This is a genomic window from Roseivirga seohaensis subsp. aquiponti, from assembly GCF_001267955.1.
Classification (GTDB): Bacteria; Bacteroidota; Bacteroidia; order Cytophagales; family Cyclobacteriaceae; genus Roseivirga; species Roseivirga seohaensis.
Window position 1 is genome coordinate 1 of sequence record NZ_JSVA01000002.1, and the last position, 17951, is coordinate 17951.

13 protein-coding genes are annotated in these 17951 nt (G+C 38.7%); 5 read left to right on the forward strand and 8 right to left on the reverse strand.

All coding sequences use genetic code 11. The annotated features are described in order from the left end of the window. Positions 1-40: 40 nt before the first annotated feature. The 7 genes from rpsA to tsaD form a co-directional block, all read right to left on the reverse strand. A complete protein-coding gene (gene rpsA, locus OB69_RS00885; protein ID WP_082338018.1) occupies positions 41-2065 on the reverse strand; it encodes a 30S ribosomal protein S1 in 2025 nt (674 codons plus the stop codon). Positions 2066-2221: 156 nt separating this feature from the next. Next, a complete protein-coding gene (locus OB69_RS00890) occupies positions 2222-2719 on the reverse strand; it encodes an HNH endonuclease (RefSeq protein WP_053221808.1) in 498 nt (165 codons plus the stop codon). Position 2720: 1 nt separating this feature from the next. Continuing rightward, the gene (locus OB69_RS00895; RefSeq protein WP_053221809.1) at positions 2721-3515 is read right to left on the reverse strand and encodes a C40 family peptidase; all 795 of its coding nucleotides are present in this window, start codon (positions 3513-3515) and stop codon (positions 2721-2723) included. Then, a complete protein-coding gene (smpB, locus tag OB69_RS00900) occupies positions 3515-3982 on the reverse strand; it encodes an SsrA-binding protein SmpB (protein ID WP_053221810.1) in 468 nt (155 codons plus the stop codon). Before smpB ends, OB69_RS00895 begins: the two co-directional genes overlap by 1 nt. Continuing rightward, positions 3983-4378, reverse strand: a complete 396-nt coding sequence (locus OB69_RS00905) for a thioesterase family protein (protein WP_053221811.1) — start codon at positions 4376-4378, stop codon at positions 3983-3985. Continuing rightward, positions 4368-4688 (reverse strand): hypothetical protein, encoded by a 321-nt coding sequence (locus OB69_RS00910; protein WP_053221812.1) that lies wholly within the window; start codon positions 4686-4688, stop codon positions 4368-4370. Before OB69_RS00910 ends, OB69_RS00905 begins: the two co-directional genes overlap by 11 nt. Before the next feature lie 7 nt (positions 4689-4695). After that, positions 4696-5709, reverse strand: a complete 1014-nt coding sequence (gene tsaD / locus OB69_RS00915) for a tRNA (adenosine(37)-N6)-threonylcarbamoyltransferase complex transferase subunit TsaD (protein ID WP_053221813.1) — start codon at positions 5707-5709, stop codon at positions 4696-4698. Positions 5710-5843: 134 nt separating this feature from the next. Between tsaD and OB69_RS00920 the strand changes: the two genes are divergently transcribed. The 3 genes from OB69_RS00920 to OB69_RS00930 all read left to right on the forward strand — a co-directional run bounded on the left by OB69_RS00920 (position 5844) and on the right by OB69_RS00930 (position 13063). After that, positions 5844-10271, forward strand: a complete 4428-nt coding sequence (locus OB69_RS00920) for a translocation/assembly module TamB domain-containing protein (protein WP_053221814.1) — start codon at positions 5844-5846, stop codon at positions 10269-10271. A gap of 41 nt (positions 10272-10312) precedes the next feature. Continuing rightward, positions 10313-11611 (forward strand): cryptochrome/photolyase family protein, encoded by a 1299-nt coding sequence (locus OB69_RS00925; protein WP_053221815.1) that lies wholly within the window; start codon positions 10313-10315, stop codon positions 11609-11611. Between the two features lie 87 nt (positions 11612-11698). Then, positions 11699-13063 (forward strand): sigma-54-dependent transcriptional regulator, encoded by a 1365-nt coding sequence (locus tag OB69_RS00930; RefSeq protein WP_053221816.1) that lies wholly within the window; start codon positions 11699-11701, stop codon positions 13061-13063. Between the two features lie 7 nt (positions 13064-13070). On the opposite strand, the gene OB69_RS00935 is transcribed toward OB69_RS00930, so the two are convergent. Continuing rightward, positions 13071-13436, reverse strand: a complete 366-nt coding sequence (locus OB69_RS00935; protein ID WP_053221817.1) for a response regulator — start codon at positions 13434-13436, stop codon at positions 13071-13073. A 295-nt stretch (positions 13437-13731) separates the two neighbouring features. Here OB69_RS00935 and OB69_RS00940 point away from each other — a divergent pair, with 295 nt between their 5' ends. Beyond that, complete coding sequence (locus OB69_RS00940; protein WP_053221900.1) at positions 13732-16116, forward strand: S9 family peptidase; 2385 nt, start codon at positions 13732-13734, stop codon at positions 16114-16116. Between the two features lie 6 nt (positions 16117-16122). Beyond that, entirely contained in the window at positions 16123-17829 is a 1707-nt protein-coding gene (gene ggt / locus OB69_RS00945; RefSeq protein ID WP_053221818.1) for a gamma-glutamyltransferase, read from the forward strand. The last annotated feature ends 122 nt before the right edge of the window (positions 17830-17951 follow it).

Consider the following 17951-nt stretch of genomic DNA (forward strand, 5'->3'; position numbering starts at 1 on the left):
TATCGCTTATTTAGGACGGGACATTGAATAAGCCTTTGCCTTATTTCTCCTCTTCAGAAGAAGCTTCGTCAGTTGCAGGTGCTTCTTCGGCACTTGCTTCTTTCTTAGCTTTTGGGGCTGCTTTTTCTTTCTTTACCTCTGCTGCTTTTTTAGCTGCGTTAGCCTTTTTCGTGTTGTCTTCCATTTCGGCTTTCAATGCAGAAAGTGCATCAAGATCGCCTAAAGTAGAAACATCCTCGTTGTTAGACTTGTTCGCTGCTTTAGCTTTAGCTGGTTTGCTTGCTTTAGCTGGTTTTTCAGAAGGAGCTGGTTTAGTATGAGTGTTTGTATGTGACAATACAATTCTCTTATCATCTTTAGAGAATTCAACCACAACAAAATCAATAGTTTCACCTACTTCAACTTCAGAACCATCTTCTTTCTTCAAATGCTTGTGAGTAGCAAGACCTTCTAAACCGTAAGGTAATTCAAGGGTTGCTCCTTTATCATTTTTAGAAATTACAGTACACTTGTGTGTAGATCCTTGCTGGAATACAGATTGGAAAGTATCCCAAGGGTTTTCTTCCAATTGCTTATGGCCTAGGGCCAATCTTCTGTTTTCGATATCAAGTTCTAATACTTGTACTTCAAGCTCTTCTCCTACTTTAACAAATTCAGATGGATGCTTGATTTTCTTAGTCCAAGAAAGATCAGAAACGTGTACTAAACCATCGATACCTTCTTCTAGCTCGATAAACAAGCCGAAGTTAGTTAGGTTACGAACAATACCTTTGTGGTTTGTACCCACACCGTATTTCGTTAACACATCACTCTTAGTCCATGGATCTTCAGTCAATTGCTTGATACCCAATGACATTTTTCTTTCTTCTCTATCTAGTGTCAACACAACCGCATCAAGTTTATCACCAATATTGATGAAGTCTTGTGGGTTTCTTAAGTGCTGCGACCAAGACATTTCTGAAACGTGAATCAAACCTTCAACGCCAGGGTATAGCTCAAGGAATGCACCGTAATCGGCAACATTTACGATTGAGCCAGATACTTTAGAACCGATTTCGATTCCAGCATCCAATTTATCCCAAGGGTGCTCAGTCAATTGCTTCATACCAAGAGAGATTCTCTTCTTGTCATCGTCAAAATCAAGAACAACCACGTTTACTTTTTCGTCAAGGCTCAACACCTCAGCCGGGTCGTTGATACGGCCCCAAGAAATATCTGTGATATGCAATAGACCATCAACACCACCTAGATCGATAAATACACCGAAGTTAGTCATGTTCTTGATCACACCTTCGAGTACTTGACCTTTCTCAAGGTTTTCAAGAATCTTAGCTTTTTGCTTCTCAAGATCTTTCTCGATAAGTATTTTGTGAGATACTACTACGTTATCGTTAGTGTAGTTGATTTTCACAACTTTCACTTCCATTTTCTTACCTACAAAAACATCAAAGTCTCTGATTGGCTTCACATCGATTTGAGAACCTGGTAAGAAAGACTCGATTCCGAATACGTCTACGATCAAACCACCTTTGGTTCTTCTCTTCACCATACCCTCGATCACTTTGTCGTTCTCGTAACCATCTTGGATCAATTCCCAAGCCTTTACGATCTTAGCTTTTCTTCTAGAAAGTACTAATTGACCTAAAGCGTTTTCTTGCTCTTCGATGTAAACCTCTACTTGGTCACCTACTTTTAATCCTGGAGTGTCTCTGAATTCAGAAGCACCAACTAAACCATCAGATTTGAAACCAATGTTCAAAACCAAATCTCTATCGTTGATAGAAACGATGGTAGCCGATACAACCTTCTTCTCTTCTACAGTAGTAAGGGTGTCTTCGTAAATTGAAGCTAGTTCTTCTCTTTTCTTGCGAGAGTAACCTTCTCCAAAACCTTTTTTCTCGAATTCTTCCCAATCGAAAGCATCGTCACCTTCAGCTACTTTTGCAGCAGGGGCTTCTTTGATCGACTTTTCTTTTTTGGGAGCTTTCTCAGTAGAAGGGGCTTCTACTTCAGCAGCAGCAGTTTTCACTTCTTCTACTTCGTTTGTCTTATTTTCTTCTGACATAAAAAAACTCTGTGTAATACTCCATCCGGAAACCAGAGCAAAAACCGGTGGATTTTATTTAGATTAACCTTTCGTAAATTACGAAAAGCCCGCCTTACTCAAAACGGACTGCAAAGGTATGAAAATCCATTAAAAATCAAGAATAGAAATAGAGAATTAATTAAGACTCAAGTATTTGAGCCATTGTTCAGAAGTTAAGCCACTGAAGTTTCTTACAAACATGATATAAGACGGTTTAAAAGGACGGTTTTTAAGCAGCATACCTGCTTCTTCTGGAGTTTTATCGCCTTTCATTGAATTACATTTGTGGCAGGCAGCCACTAAGTTTTGCCAAGACGACTTGCCCCCTCTTGATTTTGGCAGTACGTGATCTAAAGTTAAACTTTTAGTGCTTCCGCAGTACTGACATTCTTGACCATCTCTTTTGAAGATATTCTGGCGAGAAAGCACTACACTTTTAAACGGAGAGTAAATATATTTCTGAAGTCGAATTACAGAAGGCATTGGATATTGAGCGCTAACGGTTCTCATTACTTTGCCTGGTGCATCATGAACCATATCTGCTTTGCTTAGAAATAAGAGCAGAAAAGCCCTTTCAACAGAGCAAACTGTTAAGGGGCTATAATCCTGATTTAAAACTAAGACGCGTTTCATTTCATGTATAATCTCTCAATATTCTCTTGATTTTAAATAAGTGGTGAGAGTAATTATTTTGTTCTACAGAGAAAATGCCCTGATCATCTAACTTATCAATCCTAACTTTTCCCGAAGCGTGAATGATTTCGGTTGGGCTTAACACCAATCCTACATGATTCATTTTACCTTCCTTGTTGGTGAAAAAGGCTAAATCGCCTGGCATCACATCGGTAAATTTCACTTCTTTTCCTTTGGTAATTTGATCTTTAGAATCGCGTGGCATTCTGTAGCCTGCAACCCTTAGCACCATTTGGGTGAAGCCCGAGCAATCAATTCCAAATGGTGTTGTTCCACCCCATAAATAGGGCGCGTTTAAATATTTTTTAGCCAATTCTAGTGTCAAATCAACACTCCATTTTTGGTGAATACTCTTTGCTTCTCCATTAAAAGCAAAGCGTTCCTGATCCATAAATAGTGAATTATTCAAAATAGGTAAAACCGCACCTAAAGTAATATGAATCACGCTTTTACCATAAAGAATTTGCGAAGTAAGGTCAGTACATATTTTATATTCCGAATTATCAATTTGTTCGAAATATTCTTGAGAAATACGATAATGCTGCTTGGCATCTATCCAGCCTTCATAGCCATCAAAAGCATTCTTAATAAGCAGCCACTGCTTATTCTTAGATGCCTCCAACACAGTATAATGTTCACCAAACAGCAATTGAGAGATCATTTCAGAAGCATCTGACCCCTTTGCCCTAATTGGCACAATGCTCAAACGTGAGATTCCGTAATCAATAGGCTCCATTAGTATTTTACACGTTCTAAATCCCTCTTAATATCTTTGTCTTTTATTGAGTCGCGTTTATCGTAAAGCTTTTTACCCTTGCCCAAAGCTATTTCTGTTTTGGCAAAGCCCCTATCGGTTATAAATAACCTTAGCGGTACAATAGACAACCCTTTTTCTTCAAGCTTCGACTCTAGTTTAGACAATTCCCTTTTGTTTAAAAGAAGCTTTCGCTCTCTGTCGGTTACATGGTTATTATAACTTCCTTCAGAAAACTGGGCAATATGCATTTGTTTAATATACAGTTCGCCATTTTTAAAATAGCAGTAAGCATCTTGCAGCTGCACTTTACCTTCGCGAATAGACTTAATTTCTGTGCCTTGCAATTGCATACCCGCCACATATTTGTCTATGAATTCAAACTCATAGCTTGCCCTTCTATTCTTTATATTAATGTTGTTCGAAAACCTATTTTTATCCTTCGCCATCTATCTTTCTAAACTAGTAAAAATTTGGTTCAACTTATCCTTCTTTAAAATTTTCTGTCCGGTACGACCAGTAGCAACCAACCTCTGTCCATCTAAAACCCTGATTTCACAAATCAATTCGTTTTTATCAACTGCTACCAGTTTGGCTTCAAAATTCAGCTCTGTGTTAAAAAGTGCAGGAGAAACATGCTTTATCTCCAACATAGTACCAATTCCTTCTTCGTCTGCCTCTTTCATTTCTAAAGCAAACAAACGCGAAGACCATTCCATTTCTCTAGCTATGGCAAAAGTACTCATTACCTGATGTACTTCGCCAGCATCAAAAGTTGCGGCATCGGTATTTTTAACTACATACCGGTGGGTTTTAACAGCACCAATTTCAACCTTATTTACCATTGGCCAAACCCAATTTAGTTTTAATCAATTCAGTCTGAAGTTGTTCAGTCAGCTTTCTGCAGTCGCGCAATTTATTGGCGTATGATTCCAAACTTTCCTTTTGCTGCCTTACATAAAGATCCGCTTTAATCTGAATTTTCTCTTTAGGAGTCATCTTTTCCTTTAGCTCCTTTTCTGTTTTTAGTGCTGCTTCCAGTTTTTTTCGCATTTTAAACTGGTTTTCCACTTCTGCTTTTAGCGCCTCATTTTCTTTTTGAAGCACCGCTATATAATTCTTAGCAACAATCAGTTGTTCGAAATCTGATTTCATATTTCTTCTAAAATTTCATTCGTGGCAAAGCACTTACCTCTTGGGTGGTGAATTCTCCTGCTAAATATTTATAATGGGCAGCCATTCCAATCATAGCTGCATTATCGGTACAGTACTCAAAAGCAGGCACAAAAACTTTCCAACCTTCTTTTTCCGCCATGTTGTTCAACCCATTTCTTAAACCACTATTGGCCGATACGCCACCAGCCAACGCAATGTTTTTAATATTAAACTGACGAGCCGCTTTTCTCAGTTTCTGTAAAAGCATTTCAACTAGTGTATGCTGAATGCTCGCACAGATATCGTTAAGGTTTTCATCAATAAAATTCTCATTCTTTTTAAGTTCATCTCTCAAGAAATAAAGAATTCCTGTTTTAATTCCGCTAAAAGAATATTCTAAACCAGGCATTTCAGTTTGTGGAAGGGGAAAACGATGCGGATTGCCCAATTGTGCATATTTATCAATTAGTGGCCCACCAGGGTAACTTAAGCCTAAAAGTTTAGCCGATTTATCAAAAGCCTCTCCTACTGCGTCATCGCGAGTTTCTCCCACAATTTCCATATCTAAATGGCTTTTCACCAATACAATTTGAGTATGGCCTCCACTTACGGTTAAGCATAGAAAAGGAAATTCTGGCTTAGGGTCGTCAATAAAGTGTGCCAAAATGTGAGCTTGCATGTGGTTGACTTCAATCAAAGGAATATTCAAAGCCAAGGCCATTGATTTGGCAAACGAAGTACCTACCAATAGCGCTCCTAAAAGTCCTGGCCCACGGGTAAAAGCAATTGCCGATAAACTCGTTTTATCTATGGCTGCATTTTTGAGTGCTTGGTCTACTACAGGCACAATATTCTGCTGATGAGCGCGTGATGCTAATTCGGGCACAACTCCACCATAATTTCCATGGACAGATTGTGTAGCGATTATATTATTAAGTACTTTGCCGTTATCTACAATAGCTGCAGAAGTTTCATCGCAAGAAGATTCAAGGGCCAGTATTTTGATATCGGAGGTGGGCATTGACAGAGAAAATTAAAAGATCGCAAGTTATTAAAAAACGGATAGTCAAATCAATAATATGGTTGTGCCTTTCGCCAATCATTCTATTATTTATTGTTATTGGGTTAATCCACCTTCCACCCGTTCAGAATTACTTGGCAGACAAAGCCGCAGACTACTTAACCGAAAATACAGGTTATCGTTCCGAAATTGGTTATACAAATATTCGATGGTTCAATTCTGTTACAATTGATGACTTAACGGTTTACGATCAGCATAACGAAAAAATGATAGATGTACGTGAGGTCGTAATCTCTTTTAAGCTGAAAGAACTGATTGGCGGAAAAGATATTTTAATCAATGAAGCATGGTTGAACAAAGCTTCGGTAAACCTAAGAAATGAAGGCGAGAGCGGATTAAATATTGACAACTGGGTGGCTAAAATCACCGACCTGACTTCATCATCTAACCCCGACACGACAAACCTTAGTGTGTTTTCAATTGATAAGGTTACTCTTCTCAATTCGGAATTTAGCCTTTCTGACTCTAGAAAGGATTCTATCGCTGATGGCTTTGACTACAACCATTTCACCCTAAAAAACTTAAGAACCGATATTCGCAACTTAGAATCCGTTGGTGGCGATTTTGAAATTAACGTCCAGTTTTTAACTGCCGAAGACCAAGCTTCGGGCTTAAAAATAGATAAGCTAGAAACCATTTTTCAGACCTCTCAAAAGAAAATGGCTTTTATTAATCTTGATCTTCTGATGGGGAAAAGTCACATCAAAGACTCCATTGTTTTCAATTTTGAAGACCCTTCGGCCATGAGTGAATTTGTGACTGAGGTAGATATTAATGCCAATTTCGAAAATTCAGTTTTGCATTCTGATGAACTCAGTTTTGTTGTACCCGAATTCAAGCAATATGATCAAGAGATAGAAATTAGTGGTCGTTTTCAGGGGAAAGTGAATTCCTTCTACTCTGATGACTTTGTTATTTCTTTTGGGGAGTATTCTAAACTGAATGGCCGACTAGACATTGAAGGCTTACCTAATATTAACGAAACCATTTTCGACATCGATTTGGACGATTCGTTCTTGAAAGCCACCGACTTAAGGCAGTTTATCAACGACCGTACTTTTAAAATATCCAACAAGCTTGGGTTGGTCAAACTAAATGGTCAGTATGATGGCTTAATCAACGATTTTGTGGCAGACGGAGAGTTTAGAACGGCACTAGGTTACGTTAAACCAAACGTTCAAATCACCTTACCAGAAAGCAAACTTGCCTCATACAGCGGCCGACTAGAGTTACAAGACTTTAATGTAGGTATACTCACTGAAGACAGTGTTTTTCAAAAAGTAAATTTAAATGGAAGTGTTGAAGGTGAAGGATTTACGCTTGAGCAAGCCAATTTCAAACTCGATGCAAAAGTGAGTAAAATAGGCATTTTAGGTTATGAGTATGTTGATATTACAACTAACGGAACCTTTGCACAGTCCTTTTTCTCTGGGGAAATCGCTGTTGACGACCCGAACTTAATTTTCAAAGCAACAGGTTCTGTAGATTTAAGAAATAACAAAAGACTTTTCAAAATTAATGGGCGGTTGTCTCGTGCCGATTTGACCGCGATCAACCTAACTGAAGACGAACTCTTTGTTGCCTCCGATTTTAACCTCGATTTCGAAGGAGTTAAACTCGACAGTCTGTTGGGTAATTTTCATCTTACCGATACCTACCTCAAATATAGAAGTGAAGATATTTTGGTTGACTCTGTTTTCTTTTCATCACAGCGTAGCGCCAGAAATAGAAGTGTAAGGTTTAACTCTGATTATTTCAACATTAATATGGATGGCCAATTTGAGTTTTCAACTTTAATTACGGAGCTAAAGAACATCAACGGCCAATACAAACTCGTTTTCTCTAGCCGAAGCAATGAAATTCCTGAATACTTGAAAACAAATGGCCGAAGTCCACAAGCCTTTGATATTACTTATTCTGCACAATTACCCAATATCAATCCAATTATTCAGCTTTTCGATACTGCTATTTATGTGGGTAAAAATGCTTCGTTGAATGGCCGGTTCAACAATTCGAACACCGAAGATTTTCAGTTGAATGCAAAAATCGACTCGCTTATTTATTCAAACATATCGTTTTTAAATAATGAGATTGATGTGAATGCCAGCAGTTTACGCGACCCCGATAAAGTTATGGCTTTGGGTTATTTATATTCTCAGAAGCAAATCTACGCCAACACTTCAGAAACAGACGCTCTTACTTTGGAGACAGTTTGGGATGGGAAAAGAATTGAATTACGACAAAACATTGAACAGACCTCTAGCGGCAATTATGCAGAAATAGGAGCTGGAATTGATTTTTTTGAAAACAGAACCGAACTCAGGTTTCAAGAATCAAACATTATTGCACTAGACCAAACCTGGAATATCACCGAAGACAACGTAGTTGTTTTTGGTAAAAACAATATTAGTATTGAGAACTTAGACATCTATAACGACACTCAGTCGATCACTTTAGACGGTAATATTTCTGTATCTAAAGACAGTACAGAGAGTATGAAAATAGCCTTTGAGAATGTTGAAGTAGAAAACTTAAATACACTTACGCTTAAGTCATATTCAGGAAAAGTGAATGGTGCTATTAATATTCAAAACTTATTGTACAACCCATTAATATTTGGTGATATCAGTATTAATGAGTTTAAAATTGACGAGTTTTTAGTGGGCGATATAAGCGGTGCTTTGCTTTGGAATGACTTCAATAGAAAGTTTGACATCAATATGATTGTTGACCGATTGGGTAAAAAAATCATTCAACTTGAAGGTGATTTTTATCCGACAAGAACCACAAATCAACTGGATTTGGATCTAATACTCAACGAAGCCAACCTCAATATTGGAGAACCTTATATTGAAGATTACTTCACTAAAATAGGTGGAACAATTAGTGGTAAACTAACCGTTGGCGGAACCGTTTCAGACCCCTTGATTAGAGGCAACGGCACCATTAAAAACGGTGGTATAAAAATCAATTATTTAAACACCCAATATATGTTTGGTGGTGGAGTGAAGTTCGACAAGAACCTTATTTCACTCTCCGAATTAGATTTCTTAGATATTAATGGAAACCCAGCTCAATTTGGTGGCGAAGTAAAACATAACTCTTTCCGCGATTTCACCCTTGACCTCTACGGAAACCTCGACAAGTTTCAAGTACTAAATACAACCATCGACAATGGCGACTTGTATTACGGTAACGCCTACGCCTCAGGAACAGTAAACCTTAGAGGGGCAGCCAGCAACCTTACCATTAATGCCGATGTTACCACAAGCCCAAACACCCAAATTTATATCCCAATAAGTGAAGGGGTTGATGACACCTCTGTTGATTACATCAACTTTATCAACTTGACTGACACCACTCAAACCTATAACTCGAGCGGTGACGAGGTAGATAAAATGAAAATCGAAGGCCTAAAGCTCGATTTGAATATTAATGTTACACCAGACGCTTACACGGAAATCATCATTGACCCCAAAACGGGAGATATTATTAGAGGTCGAGGTAATGGTCAACTTAGGTTGCAAATAGATACCCAAGGAGATTTTCAAATGACGGGAGGGCTAAATATTACCGAAGGGGCTTACAATTTCTCTTTGTACAACATTATTACCAAAGAGTTTGATATTGAACAGCCAAGCAGAATTACATGGTCTGGCGATCCTTATACGGGCATAATGGACATTAATGCCTCTTATTCGCAAAACACCTCTTTAGCCCCTATTTTAAAGCAAACCGGCTTTGACGATGAAAATTCTAACGTAGCCAACAGAAGGTACCCCACCAAGGTACTTTTGCGACTGAACGGCCCTTTACTCTCTCCTGAAATTGATTTTGATATTGATTTCTCGGAAGTGAATGCACAAGATTTTGAACTACAAACTGCCCTAAACGCTTTTAAAAACCGACTGGCCAGTGATGAGCAAGAGCTAACCCGACAAGTAGTAAATGTAATTGTGCTCAACAATTTTTCTGACAGTAATACCCTAAATATTGGTGGGCAAACTGCCTCGCAAAACGTGAGTCAACTTCTTTCCAATCAATTGAGTCAGTTAGTAGCTCAGTTAGATGAAAACCTAGAAATAGATTTCGATTTGGCCTCGTTAGACCAAAATGCTTATAACACTTTCCAATTGCGATTATCATATACTTTTCTGAATGGCCGCTTGAGAGTAACACGCGAAGGCGGACTCACAAACCAAGTTGACGCAGACAGCTATGCTACAGACATTAATAGCATTGCTGGCGACTGGACGGCAGAGTATTTACTTACTTCTGATGGCCGTTATAAAGTAAAAGTTTATTCTCGAAGTAATTACAACTTGGTAACCGCTGTCTCGGGCGGAACTACCCAAACCAGTGGTGCCAGTATTACTCAATCAAGCAGTTTTAATAGTTTAAGAGAATTTTTCACTGGGGTGGATAGAAAGCGTAAAAAGAGACGAGAAGAAAATACCGCCAAAAAGGAAGAAGAAAATAATTCTGGCAACGGCTCGAACTAATCACCTTCTGATCGGTTATTTTTCCAAATTCTAAGTTACTCATGTCGAAAATCAATGTATTCTGGTTCAGAAGAGATCTACGTTTTGAAGACAATACAGCACTTTATTACGCCCTTAAAGAAAATCTTCCTCTACTCCCCATCTTTATTTTTGACAAAAACATACTTGATGACTTAGAAAACAAACAAGATGCAAGAGTAGAATTCATTCAGAATACCATTACTGAAATGAATAGCAAATTAGGGGCAAAAGGAGCAAGACTAAAAACCTTCTACTCTACCCCTATTGACGCGTACAAGGCACTTACAGATCAGTATGAAATTGAGTCGGTTTACACGAATAGAGATTATGAGCCTTATGCCAAGGAAAGAGATAAAGAGATAGAATCCTTCTTAAAAGAAAGAGGAATCGGTTTTTTCACATTTAAAGACCATGTAATTTTCGAGAAAGAAGAAATTGTATCTGGAAGCGGTACATTCTACAAAGTTTTCACCCCTTACAGTAAGGCCTGGTTAGAAAAATACACAACGAACAAACCAACCATATTACCCAATGGCCTGAACTCCGATAAATGGTTCTCTACTGAGCAATCAGAAATCCATTCGTTAAAAGAAATGGGTTTTCAGAAAACTGAAATTAATATACCCTCAAACAGCCTGAAAGAAGAACTGATAAAAAAATATGATGAGTTAAGAGACTTTCCAGCCCAAGATGCCACTTCGCGTTTAGGTATTCATTTAAGATTTGGCACTATAAGTATTCGGCAATTGGCACAAAAAGCCGAAAGCATTAACAAAACCTTTCTTAACGAACTGATCTGGAGAGATTTTTATGCAATGATCTTAGCCAATAATCCCCACGTGGTGAATAATGCATTTAAGCCCCAATACGACCATATTCCTTGGTTGCAAGATGAAGAAGGTTTTGAAAAATGGTGTGCCGGAATCACAGGTTACCCCATTGTTGACGCTGGCATGAGGCAACTGAACCAAACGGGATTTATGCACAACAGAGTAAGAATGATTGTAGCGAGTTTTCTAACTAAACACCTACTGATAGATTGGCGCTGGGGCGAAGCCTACTTTGCTGAAAAATTGCTCGATTTTGATCTGGCCTCAAACAATGGCGGCTGGCAATGGGCGGCAGGAACAGGTACCGATGCTCAACCCTATTTCCGTATTTTCAACCCAGAATCGCAAACCAAAAAATTCGACCCAGAATTAAAGTACATTAAAAAATGGGTGCCCGAATTTGGCACTTCAAAGTATCCAAAACCAATGATTGACCATAAGTTTGCCCGACAAAGAGCACTTAACACTTACAAAGCGGCACTTGCTTAAAATCAGTATTTACTAAACCTATTCTAGGTGCTTTTTTTAGGCCTATTTAATTAATATCTTCGCGATGCTCGTCAGCCAAGCTTTTTAATGGAATATATACCAGAACCAGTTAAGATTTTTATTGTAGAAGATGACCCAGTCTATCAGAAGATGCTTAGGTACATCGCTGAGTTAAATCCAGACCATGTGGTTAAAGTGTTTTCTAATGGAAAAGATTGTATTGCTCACTTGAATGAGAATCCTTCAGTAGTGACCCTTGACTACTCGCTACCCGACATAACAGGAAGCGAAGTTTTAAAAGCCATTAAAAGGAATAATCCCGAAACAAACGTAATTGTAGTATCTTCTCAAGAAGACATTAATACGGCTGTTGGTTTGTTAAAAGTAGGCGCCTATGATTACATTACTAAAGACGAGGAAACCAAGGATAGGCTACTGAATGCAATTAATAATGCTAAGAAAAACGCATCATTAAAGGAAGAAATCATTCAGCTTCGCGAAGAAATTGGTGAAAAATACGAATTTGAAAAAAGTATTATTGGTGAAAGTAAGGCCATTCAAAACGTATTCAAGCTTTTAGCCAAAGCCATAAAAACCAACATTACCGTTTCTATTACTGGTGAAACAGGAACAGGAAAAGAAGTAATTGCAAAAGCCATTCATTACAATTCTGCCCGAAAAGGAAAACCTTTTGTAGCCGTGAACATTGCCGCTATTCCAGACAACCTTATTGAAAGCGAATTATTTGGCCACGAAAAAGGTGCATTTACAGGTGCTATGGCACGAAGAAAAGGGAAATTTGAAGAGGCAGATGGTGGCACTATTTTCTTAGATGAAATTGGTGAAATGGACATTAACCTTCAGGCCAAACTACTGAGGGTTATTCAAGAAAGAGAACTGAACCGTATTGGCGGAAATGAGTCTGTAAAATTTGACGTTAGAATTTTAGTTGCCACCCATAAAAACCTAGCAGAAGAAGTTAAAAACGGCACTTTCAGAGAAGATTTGTATTATAGGTTATTAGGTATTCCAATCGAACTTCCTCCGCTAAGAGACAGAGATAAAGACATCATACTCATTGCCAAACACTTATTAAATAACTTTGCCAAAGAAAACAGTTTAGGTAAAATTAGTCTAAGCCGAGGAGCTCAAACCAAGCTTTTAAAATACGGTTATCCTGGCAATGTAAGGGAGCTAAAATCTATAATTGAATTGGCTGCCGTAATGTGCGAAAGCAATCAAATTGAGGAAGAAGACATTACCTTTAACTCATTAGCGAAAGAAGGCCAGTTCTTAATGGATGAAATGACCTTGAAAGAATATACCTTTAAAATTATTAGACACTTTTTAGACAAGCACGATAATAATGTACTTTTAGTAGCCAGCAAACTCGATATAGGTAAGTCTAGTATTTATAGGTACCTAAAAGAAATGGAAGAAGAAGGTATTTAGTTTGCCTTTACACCTCATTCAGCATTCTCGACACAAAACTTTTTAACGAAGAAAGCTCAACTGATTTTTGGAAGTAAGGGCAGTCGCATTTGATTTTTTTCCGTACTTGTGCTTCATCTAAACTTGAAGTAACCAAAATTGGTATATCACGAAACCTATCATCATTTCGAGCTCTCGCAATAAATTGAAAACCATCCATTTTAGGCATTTCTAAATCCGTTATAATCAAATCCGCATTATTACCTTTTTCCAACCAAGCTAAGCCTTCTAGCCCATTTTCATAAATCGACAAATCGTATTCTGTAGAAAGATAATGCGTCAAGAGAAACCTTGTAGCTGAGTCATCTTCTAGAATTAATATACTTTTCTTCATAGCACTAGTAACTTTCGTGCTGAATTCGTGCCTAAAAAGCCCAAAGTGCTTAAAATAGTTAAATGAATAGATTTGAATCGTATATCAAATTTTGTTAAGTGCTTAGCGTTCCCAATTCGGGATTCTAATTCCCAATTACTGGCTAAACTTCAATAATTACCTCTTATAAAAAGCCAAACCTCAAGTGTTTCTTTTTTAGTTATTTTTCCATGTTCAAACTAAGCAAAGTAAAACACTATGCTTAGCTTACATTGCCTTTGAAAAAATGAAAGTCGACAATCAAATATCAATTACCATGAAGAAATTTTTACTCACGATTAGCTTTTTAATCGTATCAGGCTTCTTAGGTTTTGCCCAACAAAAGCCACTTTCTCAACTTACTGTTGAAGAGTTAATGCAAGAGCCCGACCAGTTTGTGGGTATTTTGCCCTCAAGGCCTCAGTGGTCTAAAGACAGCAAAACCCTCTTTTTTATGTGGAACCCAAGTGGAGAGGGATTTCCTAGTTATCATAAAGTAGGCTTAGACGGCAACAACCCACAAGAAGTGGAAGATGTCAGCGAAGGCTTCCCTTCAAACTACCAGTACAATAAAGACCGTTCAAAAATAGTTTTCGAACGCTCTGGCGACATCTACACAATGGATGTAAAAACCATGACTGAAACGAAAATCATTTCTACAGTAGCCAGAGAGTCAAACCCTTCTTTCCATAGTGATGAATCTGTAATCACCTTTATTTCAGACAACAATTTATTTTCGATTGACACTAAGTCAGGTTTAATCAAACAATTGACGAATATTAAAATAACAGAAGATGATGAAGATAGACCTAACCGTCCTTCAACCCCTAGAAATGGCAACAGAGACCAAGACAAATGGATTTCTGATGACCAACAGACTACTTCTGAAATTTTAAGAGAGCAAAGAAATAGACCAAGACGTTTTTCCGCTGCGGGGCAAAGGTTCTTCCAGCAAAGCCAAGGCGAAGGAAGAATGTCACAAATTGAACTAGACAACGTAAGTGGACTACAACTTTCGCCTGATGGGAAATATGTGAGTTTCAGCGTTTGGGTTGCAGCTGAAAACCCAGCAAAAAACACAATTGTACCTAACTATGTAACCAGCAGTGGTTACACTACTGATATTAATGCAAGACCTAAAGTTGGCGGAGACCAATCTTACAGAGAAATTGGTATTTATAATATAGAAGCTGACAGTTTTTACATTTTAGATACCAAGCAATTACCAGGCATTTCAGATCTGCCAGATTATGTGGAAGATTATCCTGATAAAAGCTTTTCTAAAGAACCTAGAAAAGTATCGGCTAGCAATATTGTATGGTCAAATGATGGTAAATATACTGTTGTACAATTCTCATCATTAGACAATAAAGACCTTTGGATCATGAGATTGCTTCCGTCTTCAGGTGATTTAATTCCTGTAGACCGTCAACGCGATGAAGCATGGATTGCAGGCCCTGGAATTGGAAGAGGAATGAACTTCTTGCCAGATAATAAAACTATATATTATCAGTCAGAAAAGTCTGGTTATTCTCACCTCTATACACACGATCTGTCGACTGGTGTAGTAAAACAGCTTACTTCTGGCAACTACGAAGTGTATGATCCTCAGCTTTCTAATGACGGAAAGACATGGTATTTCACTGCAAACATGAAGCACCCAGGCATTCGTCATTTCTATTCAATGCCACTTAAAGGCGGAAAGCCAACTCAGATCACTTCAGAAGACGGACATAATGATGTAACGCTTTCTCCTGATGAGAAATACTTGGCCATTCTTTACTCTTATACTAACCGCCCTACCGAATTATTTATTCAGCCAAACAAGCCAGGCGCAGCTAAAAAGAAAGTAACTGAAAGCCTACAAGCAGGTTTTAAACAATACAATTGGTATCAACCAGAAGTAATTACCTTCAAAGCCCAAGATGGCGAAATGGTACACGCAAGAGTTTACAAGCCTGAAAATCCAAATGGAGCGGGTGTGATTTTTGTTCACGGTGCTGGTTATTTACAAAACGCACATTACGGATGGAGTAGTTATTTAAGAGAATACATGTTCAACAACATGCTAATGGCAAAAGGTTATACTGTATTAGATATTGATTATCGCGGTAGTGCTGGTTACGGAAGAGATTGGAGAACTGGAATTTACCGACATATGGGCGGAAAAGACCTTTCAGACAATATTGATGGAGCCAAGCTATTGGTAAGTGAATATGGTGTTGATCCGGGTAAAATAGGAATGTATGGTGGCTCTTACGGTGGTTTCATTACGTTATTTGCTATGTTCAATCACCCAGATGTTATTACCTCAGGCGCTGCACTAAGGTCAGTTACCGACTGGGCTCATTATAACCACGGATATACTTCTAACATTTTGAACACTCCGATTGAAGACCCAATTGCCTACAAAAGAAGTTCACCTATTTACTTTGCTGAAGGTTTACAAGGAAATCTACTAATTGCTCATGGAATGGTAGACACCAATGTTCATTTCCAAGATGTAGTGAGACTGGCACAAAGGCTTATTGAACTAGGTAAAGACAACTGGGAAATGGCACTTTATCCTGTTGAAAATCATGGTTTCACTACCCCTAGTAGCTGGACAGACGAATACAAAAGGATTTTCAAGTTGTTTGAAACAACCATAGGAAAGAAATAACCTCAAATGAAAAAACTTATAACAGCGATTTTGGCTCTGGCCCTTGTGGCCTGCCAAAATCAAGAACCCGTTGATGATCCAAACATTGCCAGAGGCCTTATTGCCGCTAAAGCTATGGTGGTTTCTGCACATCCAATTGCTTCAAATGTTGGGAAGGAAATTATGCAAAAAGGCGGAAACGCAGTAGATGCAGCAGTAGCCGTTCAGTTTGCTTTGGCTGTAGTTTACCCAGGCGCTGGAAATATTGGAGGCGGTGGCTTTATGGTCACTCGTATGGCCGATGGTACAGCCAATACACTCGATTTTCGTGAAAAAGCACCAAATGCAGGCGGACGTGACATGTACCTTGACGACAACGGAGATGTTATTTCTAGTTTGAGTACACGCGGACATTTGGCAGCAGGCGTTCCCGGTTCTGTAGCTGGAATGGTAGAAGCCCATAAAAAATATGGAAAATTAGATTGGGCCGATCTGGTTCAACCTGCCATCGATATTGCTTCAAAAGGGTGGGTACTTACCGCTAGGGAAGCTTCTGGCCTGAACATCAACCGTAAGTCTTTTATGGAGTTCAATACGGTTATGCCCGATTTCTTTTTGGCTGAAGAAGGCAAAGAATGGAAAGAAGGCGACTTAGTGAAAATTCCAGAACTGGCAAAAACCCTAGAAAGAATTCGCGACAAGGGTCGTGACGGGTTCTATAAAGGCGAAACTGCCGATTTAATTGTAGCCGAAATGAAAAGAGGCAACGGTATTATTTCGCATGAAGATTTAGAACAATACCAGGCCGTTTGGCGCACTCCTATTCAAGGTAATTATGGCGAATACGAGTTTATTTCCATGCCACCTCCATCAAGTGGAGGAATTGCATTAGCCCAACTTTTCGGAACCATGGAAAACTACAAACTGAGCGATATGGATTTCCATAGCACCGAAGCGGTTCATTTAATCGTTGAGGCCGAAAGAAGAGCTTATGCCGATCGTGCCGCACATTTGGGTGACCCTGACTTCTATGATGTACCCTTAAAAGGTCTTCAAGACCAAGATTATATTAAGGACAGAATGAAGAGTTTTGACCCTAACAAAGCAACACCAAGTAGCGAAGTGAGTGCAGGTCAGCCTGCTCCTAATGAGAGTATGGAAACTACTCATTTTTCAATTGTAGATCCACAAGGTAATGCCGTATCGATTACTACCACACTCAATGGTGGTATGGGTTCTAAAGTATTTGTGGGTGGCGCAGGCTTTCTGTTAAACAATGAAATGGATGATTTTAGTGTAAAACCAGGCGTTCCCAATATGTATGGTTTAGTAGGTGGCGAGGCTAATGCTATTGCTCCTGGTAAAAGAATGCTAAGTTCTATGACCCCCACCATCGTTTCTAAAGATGGAAAGCTCTTTATGGTGGTAGGAACACCAGGTGGTTCAACCATTATCACTTCAGTTTTTCAAACCATTATTAATGTTGTTGATTTTGGAATGGGAATGCAAGAAGCAGTTGCCGCTCCTCGTTTCCACCATCAGTGGTTGCCAGATCAAATCACTTATGAGCGTGATGGACTAAGTGCTGAAGTAATTCAAGCCTTAGAAGCCAAAGGTCATAAATTCAGAACTACGGGAGGAATTGGTCGTGTAGACGCTATTTTGGTAATGCCAAACGGTAAATTAGAAGCTGGAGCAGACCCACGTGGTGACGATGCCGCTTCGGGTTTTTAAGAGTAAAAAGAAGAGATACAAGGATTTAACCTTTCTTAAATCCATTTAGCCTGTAATTGACTCCATTTATCAATCGATAATTTTTAGAGACCAATTACAGGCTATTTTTATTTTATAACTTT

Bases quoted from the DNA above. Each gene is read 5' to 3' on its own strand.
- ggt (WP_053221818.1), top strand. From the start codon at position 16,123: ATGAAAAAACTTATAACAGCGATTTTGGCTCTGGCCCTTGTGGCCTGC.
- OB69_RS00910 (WP_053221812.1), bottom strand. From the start codon at position 4,688: ATGAAATCAGATTTCGAACAACTGATTGTTGCTAAGAATTATATAGCG.
- OB69_RS00925 (WP_053221815.1), top strand. From the start codon at position 10,313: ATGTCGAAAATCAATGTATTCTGGTTCAGAAGAGATCTACGTTTTGAA.
- OB69_RS00930 (WP_053221816.1), top strand. From the start codon at position 11,699: ATGGAATATATACCAGAACCAGTTAAGATTTTTATTGTAGAAGATGAC.
- smpB (WP_053221810.1), bottom strand. From the start codon at position 3,982: ATGGCGAAGGATAAAAATAGGTTTTCGAACAACATTAATATAAAGAAT.
- tsaD (WP_053221813.1), bottom strand. From the start codon at position 5,709: ATGCCCACCTCCGATATCAAAATACTGGCCCTTGAATCTTCTTGCGAT.
- OB69_RS00935 (WP_053221817.1), bottom strand. From the start codon at position 13,436: ATGAAGAAAAGTATATTAATTCTAGAAGATGACTCAGCTACAAGGTTT.
- rpsA (WP_082338018.1), bottom strand. From the start codon at position 2,065: ATGTCAGAAGAAAATAAGACAAACGAAGTAGAAGAAGTGAAAACTGCT.
- OB69_RS00895 (WP_053221809.1), bottom strand. From the start codon at position 3,515: ATGGAGCCTATTGATTACGGAATCTCACGTTTGAGCATTGTGCCAATT.
- OB69_RS00905 (WP_053221811.1), bottom strand. From the start codon at position 4,378: ATGGTAAATAAGGTTGAAATTGGTGCTGTTAAAACCCACCGGTATGTA.
- OB69_RS00940 (WP_053221900.1), top strand. From the start codon at position 13,732: ATGAAGAAATTTTTACTCACGATTAGCTTTTTAATCGTATCAGGCTTC.
- OB69_RS00890 (WP_053221808.1), bottom strand. From the start codon at position 2,719: ATGAAACGCGTCTTAGTTTTAAATCAGGATTATAGCCCCTTAACAGTT.